The sequence below is a fragment of the Mycobacteriales bacterium genome (genome assembly GCA_040902655.1).
In the GTDB taxonomy this organism is placed as follows: Bacteria; Actinomycetota; Actinomycetes; order Mycobacteriales; family SCTD01; genus SCTD01.
Map to the genome: position 1 here is coordinate 42,430 of JBBDWV010000050.1, position 11,090 is coordinate 53,519.

General features: G+C 73.4%; 13 protein-coding genes and 1 tRNA gene. 8 read left to right on the forward strand and 6 right to left on the reverse strand.

The genetic code is table 11. The annotated features are described in order from the left end of the window. Together WD794_13920 and WD794_13925 are read left to right on the forward strand one after the other, a co-directional pair. Nucleotides 1–239: signal recognition particle-docking protein FtsY (locus WD794_13920; protein ID MEX2291405.1), on the forward strand; the 239-nt coding region annotated here is incomplete at its 5' end. After that, nucleotides 236–688 carry a hypothetical protein gene (locus WD794_13925; GenBank protein MEX2291406.1) on the forward strand — a complete coding sequence of 151 codons (453 nt, stop codon included), beginning with the start codon at nucleotides 236–238 and terminating at the stop codon, nucleotides 686–688. The genes WD794_13920 and WD794_13925, both read left to right, overlap by 4 nt. A gap of 7 nt (nucleotides 689–695) precedes the next feature. Here the strand turns inward: WD794_13925 and WD794_13930 are convergent, their stop codons facing one another. The 3 genes from WD794_13930 to WD794_13940 form a co-directional block, all read right to left on the reverse strand. Continuing rightward, entirely contained in the window at nucleotides 696–2,459 is a 1,764-nt protein-coding gene (locus tag WD794_13930) for a prolyl oligopeptidase family serine peptidase (GenBank protein MEX2291407.1), read from the reverse strand. A 102-nt stretch (nucleotides 2,460–2,561) separates the two neighbouring features. Further along, nucleotides 2,562–2,635, reverse strand: a tRNA-Pro gene (locus WD794_13935). A gap of 35 nt (nucleotides 2,636–2,670) precedes the next feature. Beyond that, nucleotides 2,671–3,534, reverse strand: a complete 864-nt coding sequence (locus WD794_13940) for a metallophosphoesterase (GenBank protein MEX2291408.1) — start codon at nucleotides 3,532–3,534, stop codon at nucleotides 2,671–2,673. Nucleotides 3,535–3,573: 39 nt separating this feature from the next. Here WD794_13940 and WD794_13945 point away from each other — a divergent pair, with 39 nt between their 5' ends. Further along, the gene (locus WD794_13945; protein MEX2291409.1) at nucleotides 3,574–4,029 is read left to right on the forward strand and encodes a GatB/YqeY domain-containing protein; all 456 of its coding nucleotides are present in this window, start codon (nucleotides 3,574–3,576) and stop codon (nucleotides 4,027–4,029) included. A 17-nt stretch (nucleotides 4,030–4,046) separates the two neighbouring features. Here WD794_13945 and WD794_13950 read toward each other — a convergent pair whose 3' ends face one another. Next, nucleotides 4,047–6,446: a transglycosylase domain-containing protein gene (locus tag WD794_13950; protein MEX2291410.1), complete on the reverse strand. Its 2,400-nt coding sequence runs from the start codon at nucleotides 6,444–6,446 to the stop codon at nucleotides 4,047–4,049. 194 nt (nucleotides 6,447–6,640) lie between these two features. On the opposite strand from WD794_13950, the gene WD794_13955 reads away from it, so the two are divergent. Next, a complete protein-coding gene (locus WD794_13955) occupies nucleotides 6,641–6,949 on the forward strand; it encodes a WhiB family transcriptional regulator (protein ID MEX2291411.1) in 309 nt (102 codons plus the stop codon). 10 nt (nucleotides 6,950–6,959) lie between these two features. Here the strand turns inward: WD794_13955 and WD794_13960 are convergent, their stop codons facing one another. Both WD794_13960 and WD794_13965 read right to left on the reverse strand, forming a co-directional pair. Continuing rightward, nucleotides 6,960–8,093: an ArsA family ATPase gene (locus tag WD794_13960; protein ID MEX2291412.1), complete on the reverse strand. Its 1,134-nt coding sequence runs from the start codon at nucleotides 8,091–8,093 to the stop codon at nucleotides 6,960–6,962. Then, on the reverse strand, nucleotides 8,090–9,079 hold the full coding sequence (locus WD794_13965) for an ArsA-related P-loop ATPase (protein ID MEX2291413.1): 990 nt from the start codon (nucleotides 9,077–9,079) through the stop codon (nucleotides 8,090–8,092). Before WD794_13965 ends, WD794_13960 begins: the two co-directional genes overlap by 4 nt. Before the next feature lie 175 nt (nucleotides 9,080–9,254). Between WD794_13965 and WD794_13970 the strand changes: the two genes are divergently transcribed. The 4 genes from WD794_13970 to WD794_13985 are packed head-to-tail and all read left to right on the forward strand — an operon-like array spanning nucleotide 9,255 to nucleotide 11,056. Next, the gene (locus tag WD794_13970) at nucleotides 9,255–9,566 is read left to right on the forward strand and encodes a WhiB family transcriptional regulator (GenBank protein ID MEX2291414.1); all 312 of its coding nucleotides are present in this window, start codon (nucleotides 9,255–9,257) and stop codon (nucleotides 9,564–9,566) included. A 34-nt stretch (nucleotides 9,567–9,600) separates the two neighbouring features. Continuing rightward, nucleotides 9,601–9,756: a DUF4177 domain-containing protein gene (locus WD794_13975; protein ID MEX2291415.1), complete on the forward strand. Its 156-nt coding sequence runs from the start codon at nucleotides 9,601–9,603 to the stop codon at nucleotides 9,754–9,756. Next, on the forward strand, nucleotides 9,753–10,229 hold the full coding sequence (locus tag WD794_13980) for a RidA family protein (GenBank protein MEX2291416.1): 477 nt from the start codon (nucleotides 9,753–9,755) through the stop codon (nucleotides 10,227–10,229). Before WD794_13975 ends, WD794_13980 begins: the two co-directional genes overlap by 4 nt. A 2-nt stretch (nucleotides 10,230–10,231) precedes the next feature. Beyond that, complete coding sequence (locus WD794_13985; GenBank protein MEX2291417.1) at nucleotides 10,232–11,056, forward strand: NUDIX hydrolase; 825 nt, start codon at nucleotides 10,232–10,234, stop codon at nucleotides 11,054–11,056. Nucleotides 11,057–11,090: the final 34 nt, after the last annotated feature.

Here is an 11,090-nt window from a genome sequence, read left to right on the forward strand (position 1 = left end):
AGCCGACGGAGGAGCCCGAGCCGACGGAGGAGCCCGAGCCGACGGAGGAGCCCGAGCCGACGGAGGAGCCCGAACCGACGGAGGAGCCCGAACCGGAGAAGACCGAGGAACCGGAGCCGACGCAGAGCATCGGGATCGTGCTGCCCCCGTCCGAGAGCTCGCCGTCACCCGCGCAGGCCTCACAGAAGGGCCCACCGCGCAGCCGGGAGCCGGCGCCGTCTCCCGAGCCGACGGCGTGAGGCCGCCGCCGCAGCTGCTCGTGGCGGTCGTCGGGGTCGCGCTCCTCGCCGGCTGCGGGACCAGCCCTGCGGAAGCCCGGCGAGCCCAGGTCGCGGCGCTGACCGAGGCGGCCAATGTCCGCGACGCGGACGAGGTGCGGAAACTGGCCGATGCGCTGCGCGCGACGGTGACCGCGCAGGCCGGCCGCGACGAGCTGACCGAGGACGAGGCGGGGCGGCTGACCGCTCTCGTCCGGGCCGTGCACGCCGGTGCGGATCAGATCGACGCCGATCTGCTGGAGCGTCGGCGGCTGGAGGCGGAGGCAGAGCAGGCGCGCCGGGAGCTCGAGCAGGAGCGGCGCAAGGCCGAGCAGGCCGCCCGTGAGGACGACAGGGACAACAAGGACAAGGACGACGACGAGGACGACGACGAGGACAAGGGAGGCAAGGGCAAGGGAGGCAAGGACTGAGGCGGGCTCAGACGGGTCCGGCCAGGCCCAGCGTCTTCGCCACGAACTCCAGCTCGACCCGCATCTGCCGCACCCGCTCGTCGACGACGAGCGACCCGTGCCCGGCCTCGAAGCGGTAGACCTGCACGGTCGCGCCGCGCTCCTGCGCCGCCGCGACCCAGTTGTCGATCTGCCGGATCGGGCAGCGCGGGTCGTTGGTTCCCGCGAGGATCAGCACGGGCGCGCGCACCGCGTCCACGTGGGTGATCGGCGAGCTGCGCGCGTAGCGCTCCGGCACCTGTTTCGGTGACCCCCCGAACAGCGAACGGTCGAAGGCCCGCAGCGGCTCCATCTCGTCCTCGTACGCGGCGAGATAGTCGGCGACAGGGACGGCGGCGACGCCGGCGGCCCAGCGGTCGGGCTGGGTGCCGAGCCCGAGCAGCGAGAGATAGCCGCCCCAGGAGCCACCGGCCAGGACGCAGCCGCCCGGATCGGCGAGGCCGGTGGCGACCGCCCAGTCGTGCACGGCCCCGACGTCCTCGAGCTCGGTCAACCCGGGCCGGCCGGTGAGGGCGTCGCGCCAGGCGGCCCCGTAGCCGGTCGAGCCGCGGTAGTTGACGTGCACGACCGCACAGCCGAGGTCGACGTACGCCGCGCGGTCGGCCGCGAAGCTGTCGCTGTCGTGCCAGGTCGGTCCGCCGTGCAGAAGGAAGACGGTCGGGAACGGCCCCACTCCCGGCGGCGTCGCGAGCAGCGCGTGCACCGTCCCGCCCGGACCCTCCACGAACGCGTCGCTCACCGGCACCGACGCCGGCGCGGAGTCCCCCGGCGGCGCCAGCACCACCTGGCCACCGGTGGAGCGGATGACCGTCGGCAACGCGGCCGAGGACCAGGAGTACTCCACCGCGCCGTCCGGCCGGGCCGTCGCGTCCCCGATGCTGCCGGTCGGGGTGGGCAGCTCGCTCACCTCACCCGTCAGCGTCACCCGGTGCAGCGTGGAGCGCCCGCGCGCCTCGGCGCGGACCAGCAGAGCGGAGCCGTCCGGATACCAGTCGGCGTCCAGATCGCCTTCCAGACCGGACAGGTCCGGGTGCACCTCCACCCCCGTGGTCGGTTCGACGACGAAGGGCAGCGGCCGACCCTCGCGCTCGTGCACGGCGAGCAGCCGGGTGTCGCCGACGACCGGGGAGAAGCCGACGGCGGACAGCCCCCGCCCCTCACCGTCCCAGCGCTCCCACACGACCCCGCCCGAAAGGGTGAGCACGCGCAGCGCGCGGTGCCGCGAGTCGCCGTGCTCGGAGTGCTCCAGGACGACCAGCCGCTCGTCGCAGGACAGCCCCGCCAGGTCGGCGTCGTGCTCGCTGGAGTAGAGCACCGCTGTCGAGCCGTCCCGGACCAGGTGGATGCTGGAGCCGTCGTCGGTCGAGCAGCCCACCAGCACGACGTTCCGTGCGACCGCGAGGCCGGCCGGATAGCCGGCCGGCACGCCCGGGGCCGCGTCCTCGTCCGGGCCGCCGGTGAACGGCTGGCGACGCCAGCGGCCGAACTCGTCGCCGTCGGTGTCGTCGAACCACCACACCTGCTCGCCGTCCGGCGAGAGTGCGCCTTCGCTGGTGCCGTGTGCGCGGGAGGTCACCTGGCGGATGCTGCCGGTCTCGCGGTCCCAGGCGTAGAACTCGAAGGTGCCGGTGGGGTTGGCGACGTAGAGACAGCGGTGCGGCGCGTCCCGCGCCCAGTCCGGCAGCGAGACGCGGGGCGCCCGGAAGCGCCGTTCCCAGAGCGGGGTGGTCATCAAATGATTCTGCTGCACCGGCCCTGGACACAGCGAAGGGCACCGGCGGCGACGCCGATGCCCTTCCCGGGACCGCTGGGCTCTCCTGGCGTGGAGCCGCTGTCGGGGTGACAGGATTTGAACCTGCGACCTCTGCGTCCCGAACGCAGCGCGCTACCAAGCTGCGCCACACCCCGGTCACTTGCAGGGCCCAGACTAGCGGACGTCGCGGTCAGCCGGCCGGCACCAGGTCCAGCAGCGTCGCCTCCGGACGGCAGCAGAACCGGACCGGCAGGTACGGCGAGGAGCCCAGCCCGGCGCTGACGTGCAGCCAGCCACCCTCGCCGCGGGTGAGCCCCCGCGCCCGCCACCGCTGCAGGTCGCAGTTGGTCACCAGCGCACCCGCACCGGGCAGCCGCAGCTGGCCGCCGTGACTGTGCCCGGCGAGGATCAGCGCGTGGCCGTCCCGGGCGTAGGACCGGAGCAGGGCCCGCTGCGGTGTGTGCGTGATGCCGAGCCCGAAGCCGCCGACCGGGCCGGCCACCAGCCCGTAGCGGTCGCGGCGCAGATGTGCGTCGTCGGTGCCGGTGAGCACGACCGGCCGCCCGCACACCTGCAGCGTCACCCGCCGGTGCGTGAGGTCGGTCCAGCCGACTTCCTCCAGGAGCGCCGCGGCCCGCGACCAGGGCAGGTCGGCGCTGCGCCGGCGAGGCGGGCCGCCGCGCAGGTAGCCCAGTGGCGAGGGGAGGACCGGTGTGAAGTAGTCATTGTTGCCGGGCACGAAGACGCCGGGCGATCCCTGAGCCGTCAGTGCGGCGAAGGTGTCCGTCAGCAGGGGGATCGCAGCGGCGGAGGAGACGTGGTCGCCGGTCGAGACGATCAGGTCCGGTTCGTGGCGGGCCAGCTGTCGCACCCAGTTCGCGCGCCGGGTGTGCCGGGCCAGCAGGTGCAGGTCGGAGACGTGCAGCAGGCGCAGCGGGGCCCACCCGGGCGGCAGCACGGGCACCGTCACCCGCCGCAGGACCGGCAGGTGCGGCTCGACGAAGGGCCAGGCCAGCCCCACCGCGGCGAGAGCGGCGAGGGGGCGGAGGCGCACCTGGCCACCCTAGGCGCCGGCCGCGTAGGGTCGGATCTCATGGGCGAGCTCAAGGATCGGCTGCAGCAGGATCTCACCGCCTCGATGAAGGCTCGGAACGAGCTGCACACCGCCACGCTGCGCATGGTGCTCACCGCGATCGGCAACGAGGAGGTCGCCGGCAGGTCGGCCCGCGTGCTGTCGGCCGACGAGGAGCTCACCGTGCTCGCGCGCGAGGCCAAGAAGCGGCGGGAGGCGGCCGAGGCGTTCCGCTCCGGCGGGGCCGACGAGCGGGCCGAGCGGGAGCTGGCCGAGGAGCAGGTGCTGGCCGAGTATCTGCCGGCCCAGTTGTCCGACGACGAGCTGGTGGCCGTGGTCGACGAGGCAGTCCTGCAGATCGGTGCGAGCGGCCCGCAGGCCATGGGTGCGGTCATGAAGGTCGTCGGCCCGAAGGTCGCGGGGAGGGCCGAGGGCGGCCGGGTCGCCGCGGCTGTGCGGGCGGCGCTCGCGAGCTGACCGCGGTCAGCCGCCGGTCAGCCGTTACCCCTGCCGTTGCCCCTGCCGTTGCCGGGAGGATCCGCACCCGGGGCGTCGGCCGGCTCACCACCGGCCGGCCGCTGCTCCGGCGGGGGAGCGGGAGCCGGCTCGACGACCGCTTCCCGGCCGTTCGAGGTGAAGATCGTGACCGTCCGGCCGGCCTGCACGGTGCTCCCGGCGCGCGGAGAGGTGTAGGCCACCGCGCCGCGCCGGACCGGCGCCGCATTGACCCGGCCGCCGTCGCGGATGCCGAAGCCCGCTTCGGTCAACGTCCGGACCGCGACGTCGTACGGCTGCCCACGCACGTCGGGCACCTCCAGCTGCTGGCCGGCCACGACGTCGCTGTCGGCGCCGGCGAACCGGCCGACAGGGACACCCTCGAGCGCGCCGCTCATGGCCTGCCTCCAGATCGCCGCGGGCAGCGTCCCGCCGTAGACCTGCGGGTAGTACCGGCCGTTGATCCGTACCCGCTGCATGTTCTCCGGCTGTGGCTTGCCCACCCACACCGTCGTCGCGAGTTCCGGCGTGTAGCCGGCGAACCACGCGGCGCGTGAGCCGTTCGTGCTGCCGGTCTTGCCGGCGGCTGCGCGGCCGATCGAGGCGCCCTTGCCGGTGCCCGACTCGACGACGCCGCGCAGGACGTCGGTGACGGTGTCGGCGATGCCCTGCTCGATGACCTGCTTGCAGGGCGAGTCGGTCAGCAGGATCGGCCGGCCCCGGTTGTCGAGCACCTCGGTCACGGCGCGTGGCGGGCAGTAGAGCCCGCGGGCGGCGAAGGTGGCGTAGGCGCCGGCCATCGCCAGCGGGCTGACGTCGTCGACGCCGAGGGTGAAGGCTCCGCCGCGCAGCAGCGGCTCGGTGGGCTCTCCGTCCTTGAACTGCTTGAGGCCCAGCGACTCGGCGATCGCGGCCGGCGGCTCGACGCCGGTGCGCTCCGCCAGCTGCACGTAGAAGGTGTTGACGGAGTTCCAGGTGCCGCTGCGCAGGTCGTAGGTGCCCGCTTGGGAGTCCCCGGCGTTGTTGAGCGTGTAGGGCTCGATGCCGTCCCTGGTGTAGTTCAGGAAGACGTCGGAGGTGTACTTGTTCGGCGAGAAGAAGCTCAGGGACAACGGTATGCCCTGCTGCAGCGCTGCGGTCAGGACGAACGGCTTGAACGTCGAGCCGGCCTGCATGCCGCTCGAGCCGCCGATCGCCAGGTTGACCTTGGTGTGCCCGGGCTTCTTCTCCTCACTGAAGAACCGGTTGACCGCCATCGCCTTGATGTCGCCGGTCCCCGGCTCGACGCTGTTGACGGCGGTGGCAGCCTGGTAGGGGTCCTCGCGCGGCACCTTCTCGTCGGCCGCCCGCTGTGCCGCCTGCTGCACCACCGGGTCGAGCGTCGTCTTGATGGTCAGGCCGCCGGCGAGCAGGCGCTCCTGGCGCTCCTGACGGGTGCGGCCGAGCGCGGGGCTCTCCTCCAGGATCCGGCGCACGTAGTCGCAGAAGAACGGCGCGGCCACGGCGGGGTTCTCGCAGCCGCTGCCCACCGGGCTGATCTTGAACTTCGGCTTCACGACCGTGCCCTCGGCCCGCTCGATCTCGGTGATGAACCCCTCGAGCGCCATCCGGCGCAGCACCAGGTTGCGCCGGTCGAGCAGCCGCTGCATCTGTTGCGGGTCCTGCCGGGCCCTGACCGGGTCGAAGCGGCCGGGACTCTGCACGATGCCGGCCAGCAGCGCACCCTCGGTGAGATCGAGGTCCTTGGCCGGCTTGCCGAAGTAGAAGGTGGCCGCCGTCCCGATGCCGTAGACGCCGTTGCCGAAGTAGGCGATGTTCAGGTAGCGCTCGAGAATCTCGTCCTTGCTGAACTCCTTCTCGATGGCGAGCGCGTAGCGCGCCTCCTTGAGCTTGCGGTCCAGGGTGACCTCCCGGGCGGCGTCCTGCCCCGCCTTGTCGTCCGCGGCCTGCAGGAGGGCATTCTTGACGTACTGCTGGGTCAGCGTCGACCCGCCCTGGCTGACCCCGCCGGCCTGCGCGTTCTCGATCGCGGCGCGCAGGGTCCCCTTGTAGTCCACGCCGTTGTGGGCGTAGAAGCGCGAGTCCTCGACGGCGATGAACGCCTTGCGGGTCAGGTCGGGGATGTAGCGCAGTTCGGCGAGGACGCGGTTCTCGCGGTAGAGGATCGCCAGCAGCGACCCGTCCGAGGCCAGGATCTTGCTGCGCTGCGCCAGCGGGGTGATCTGGAAGTCCTCCGGCAGGACGAGGAACTCGTCGGCTCCCGCCTTGGCGACCAGGCCGAGCCCGCCGATCACCGGGAAGGCCGCGCCGGCCAGGAGCAGGCCCGTCAGCGCGCTGATCAGCAGGGCGTACACGAGCCGGACCGGCGCAGGCGCGGGTGGTCGGGAGGGGCGGGACACGCCCTCAGGATACGGCGCCGTGCCCCGTCGGACCGGCTGTTGCGGGAGGCTCCGGTGCCCGAAAGGTCCGGGCTGGTCCCAACGGGTCAGCCGAAGATGAGCACTTCGGGGACTGCCGTGACCTTCCGGGCGCTTCTACGTTGTACAGGCGCCGGACCCCTCGCCGGCGCCCGCCTCACGTCAGGACGCTCCGCATGACCGTTACCGCGCTGGACACCTCGCAGGCCTGGATCGCCCGGTCCGCCTGCCGCGACACCGACCCCGACGAGCTCTTCGTCACCGGAGCCGCCCAGAACCGCGCCAAGGCGGTCTGCATGGGCTGTCCCGTCCGGACCGAGTGCCTGTCCGACGCGCTCGACAACAGGGTGGAGTTCGGCGTCTGGGGCGGGATGACCGAGCGCGAGCGCCGGGCGCTGCTGCGCCGCCGGCCGGACGTGCGCAGCTGGCGGGTGCTGCTCGAGCAGGCGCGCGCCGAGCACGGCACCTCCGCCGAGGCGGTTTAGCCGGATCCCGCTACGCGGGGACGCCGGCGGCCAGGTCGGCGCCGATCGCCCGCAGGCCGTTCAGGTCGTGCACGTCGCCCGGCAGGGCGGCGACCTCGACGACCGGCACCCCCGGGTGGGCGCCGGAGAAGCGCTCCTGTAGCCGCCGCTCACGCGCGGCCAGCGTCCGGCGCTCGGCGTGCAGCCGCAGGACGGCGGCGGCCAGCTCGTGGCCGCCGGACTCCTCCAGTGCCTGCGCGGCCCCCAGTGCCCGCTCGGTCGTCAGGCAGGCGCTGCCCGAGCGGTGCACCCGGTTGACCACCAGCCCGGCCAGCGGCATCTGTTCCTGCGCCAGCCGCTCGACGAAGTAGGCCGCCTCGCGCAGCGCGTCGCGCTCGGGCGCGGCGACCACGACGAAGGCCGTGCCCGGCGCTTTGAGCAGGTCGTAGGTCGCCTGCGCCCGCTCGCGGAAACCGCCGAACATCGTCTCGAGCGCGGCGACGAACTGGGAGACGTCCTGCAGGACGGAGGCGCCGATGATCTTGGTCAGCACGTTCGTGAAGACGGTGAAGCCGGCGCTGACGACCTTGAGGTAGGCCCTGCCGCCGGCCTTCGCCGGCGCGAGCAGCATCTTGATCATGCGGCCGTCGAGAAAGGTCGTCAGCCGTTCGGGCGCGTCCAGGAAGTCCAGGGCGGACCGGGTGGGGGGCGTGTCCACGACGATCAGGTCGTACGCGCCGGTGGCCTCGAGCTGGCTGAGCTTCTCCATCGCCATGTACTCCTGGGTGCCGGCGAAGGAGGACGAGAGGGCTTGGTAGAAGGGGTTGTCCAGGATCGCCTGCGCCTTGCCCGGCTCGGCGTGGGTGAGAACGATCTCGTCGAACGTCCGCTTCATGTCGAGCATCATTGCGTCGAGCGAGCCGCCCCTCGTCCCGTCGATCCCGGCGACCCGGCGAGGGCTGTTGTCCAGCTCGGACAGGCCCATCGACTGGGCCAGCCGCCGGGCCGGGTCGATGGTCAAGACAACCGTGCGGCGGCCGCGCTCGGCGGCCCGCAGCGCGAGCGAGGCTGCCGTGGTGGTCTTGCCGACGCCACCGGCCCCGGTGCAGACCAGGATCCTCGCGGTGTCGAGCACGGCGTCGACCTCCAGCACCGGTGAACTCACCCGAGCCCCTGCGCCTTCAGCATCGTGGCCAGCTCGTAGAGCCCGGCCAGATCCACGGCCTCGGCCAGTCGCGGCAGCTCGTAGGACGGGCGGTCCAGGGCGGCCAGCGCGTCCCGGCCCCGCTCCTCCAGCGCGACCCGGGCCGCGTGGTCGCCCGCCTCGGCAGCCAGTGCCTGCACGAGCTGCTCCGGCGAGCCCAGCCCGGCCTGCTCGAGGCCGGCGGCCAGGGCCGCCCGGTCCAGCCGGCCCTGCTCGGCGGCCCGCAGGTCGGCCGGGTGGAGCAGCGGCGCGCGCACCGCGTTGACCACGACGCCGCCCGCGGGCAGGCCCACCCCGCGCAGCTCGGCGACGCCGTCGAGCGTCTCCTGCACGGGCATCTCCTCGAGCAGGGTGACGAGATGGACGGCGGTCGTCGGCGAGCGCAGCACAGCCATCACACCATCGGACTGGCTCTTCAGCGGGCCGACCTTGGCCAGGCCGCTCATCTCGGAGCTGATGTTCAGAAAGCGCGCGATCCGGCCGGTGGGCGGGCCGTCCAGCACGACCGCGTCGTAGGCCCGGCGCCCGGCCTTGTCCTGCCGGACGACCGCTTCCTTGACCTTGCCCGTGAGCAGCACGTCACGCAGGCCCGGGGCGACGGTGGTGGCGAAGTCGATCGCGCCCATCCGGCGCAGCGTGCGAGCCGCCACGCCCGTGCGGGACAACCGGTAGAACATGTGGAGGTAGTCCAGCAGCGCGTCCTCAGGATCGATCGCCAGGGCGTAGACGTCGCCGCCGGCCGGGGCCACCGCCACCTTGCGTTCCTCGTACGGCAGCGGCGGGCAGTCGAACAGTTGGGCGATGCCCTGGCGCCCCTCGACCTCGGCGAGCAGCACGCGGTTGCCCCCGCCCGCGAGGGCGAGGGCCAGCGCGGCGGCGACGGTGGTCTTGCCGGTGCCGCCCTTGCCGGTCACGACGTGCAGCCGCACGTCCGGGAAGTCCGCCACGGCCCAAGGCTAAGCCGCCGGGGCTGAGCCGCCGGGCACCGGTCGCCGCGCCGGCACCGACGGAGCCGCGGTCTGCAACCGATCGGGAACGGCCGGCAGGAACGCGGGACGGCGTACCGAATACCACGGTGTGACCCGGCCCACAGCTGGGTCCTGGACCTGCGGGAGAAAGCACATGCACATCCCTCGACTGGCGGTCGACCGGCTGACCGAGCCGACCTGGCGTGTCGACGCGCAGTGCCGGCAGAAGAACGCCGGCTACTTCTTCGCCCCCTCGCACTTCGAGCGCAAGGAGGAGAAGTCCGCCCGTGAAGGTGCGGCCCGTGCCCTCTGTGACAGTTGCAAGGTGCAGGCCGAGTGCCTGGAGTACGCCCTGACGGTGCAGGAGCCGCACGGCATCTGGGGCGGTCTGAACGAACTGGAGCGCCGGCGCCTGCTTCGCAAGCGGGTGGCGGAGGGAAAGACCAGCGAAGGGCAGGCCAGCTAGCCGCTCCGGTCCGGCCAGGTCGTACCCTCCGTCCATGCAGAAGTGGGAGTACGCGACGGTTCCCCTGCTCGTCCACGCGACCAAGCAGATCCTCGACAACTGGGGCCAGGACGGCTGGGAGCTCGTCCAGGTCGTGCCCGGGCCCGGCGGGGGCGAGCAGCTGGTCGCCTACCTCAAGCGACCCACGTGACGGTGCAGGACCGGCTCACCGAGCTGGGACTGACGCTGCCGCCGGTGGTCCCGCCGGTCGGGGCCTACGTGCCCGCCGTGCGCGCGGGCGACCTCGTCTTCACCTCGGGGCAGCTGCCGATGGTGGACGGCGAGTTGGCGGCGGTCGGCAAGGTCGGCGCGCTCGTGACGGCCGGGCAGGCCCAGGCGCTGGCCCGCACCTGTGCGCTGAACGGCCTGGCCGCCATCGATGCGCTGGTCGGTCTGGACGCCGTGGTCCAGGTCGTCAAGATCGTCGGCTTCGTCGCCTCGACCGCGGACTTCACCGGTCAGCCGGCCGTCGTCAACGGCGCCTCACAACTGCTCGGCGAGGTCTTCCCCGGGGCCGCGGGACAGCACGCCCGGGCCGCCGTGGGGGTGGCGTCGCTGCCGCTCGACGCGCCCGTCGAGGTCGAGATCACCGTCGCGGTAGACACCGCGCGCGTCCAGGCCTGACCGTGCCGGCCGGCAGCCCACCACCGGAGCTGTTCGAGCGCGCGCGGGCGATGAAGCGCGGCGAGCTCGCCGTCCCGCCGACCCGGGACGCAGCGACCGTGGCGCTGCTGCGCGACGCCTCCGGCGGGCCCGAGGTGTACCTGCTGCGCCGTGTACGGGCGATGGCGTTCGCCGGTGGAATGCACGTCTTCCCCGGTGGGGCGGTCGACCCGGCGGACGCACACGCGACCGTGGCCTGGTGCGGCCCGCCGGCGAGGGAGTTCGCCGCCGCCTTCGGGTGCGGGGAGCCGCTGGCCCGCGCGCTCGTCTGCGCCGCCGTACGCGAGACCTTCGAGGAGGCGGGGGTGCTGCTGGCCGGAGCCTCCGCCTCGGAGCTGCTGGCCGATGTCAGCACCGACGAGTGGGAGGCCGAGCGGGGGGCCCTCGAGGGGCGTGCACAGTCGCTGTCGGAGCTGCTGGCGCGGCGCGGTCTGGTCCTGCGTGCCGACCTGCTCCGGCCGCTCGCGCACTGGATCACCCCCGAGGCCGAGCCCAAGCGCTTCGACACCCGTTTCTTCGTCGCCCGCATGCCGGAGGGGCAGGTGTGCCGGGAGGTCGGCGGTGAGGCCGACCGGCGGCTCTGGGTGCGGCCGCAGGAGGCGCTGGACCGTGGGCTGGGCCTGCTGCCGCCGACCGCGGCGGCGCTGGCGGACCTGGCCGACCACGCCGACGTGGAGGCGGCGCTCACGGCCCCCCGCACGATCGGGCCGGTGCTGCCGAGGCTCGTGGTGGGGGAGGACGACGAGGTGGCCTTCCTGCTGCCGGGTGACGCCGGCTACCCGGTCTAGTGCTGCGCCCGGTCACGGCCACCGCCGGTGTCCT

What these genes read in the sequence shown, in the direction of transcription:
- WD794_13955 (MEX2291411.1), top strand. Translation starts at nt 6,641, where the DNA reads ATGACCGTTACCGCGCTGGACACCTCGCAGGCCTGGATCGCCCGGTCC.
- WD794_13975 (MEX2291415.1), top strand. Translation starts at nt 9,601, where the DNA reads ATGCAGAAGTGGGAGTACGCGACGGTTCCCCTGCTCGTCCACGCGACC.
- WD794_13970 (MEX2291414.1), top strand. Translation starts at nt 9,255, where the DNA reads ATGCACATCCCTCGACTGGCGGTCGACCGGCTGACCGAGCCGACCTGG.
- WD794_13945 (MEX2291409.1), top strand. Translation starts at nt 3,574, where the DNA reads ATGGGCGAGCTCAAGGATCGGCTGCAGCAGGATCTCACCGCCTCGATG.
- WD794_13930 (MEX2291407.1), bottom strand. Translation starts at nt 2,459, where the DNA reads ATGACCACCCCGCTCTGGGAACGGCGCTTCCGGGCGCCCCGCGTCTCG.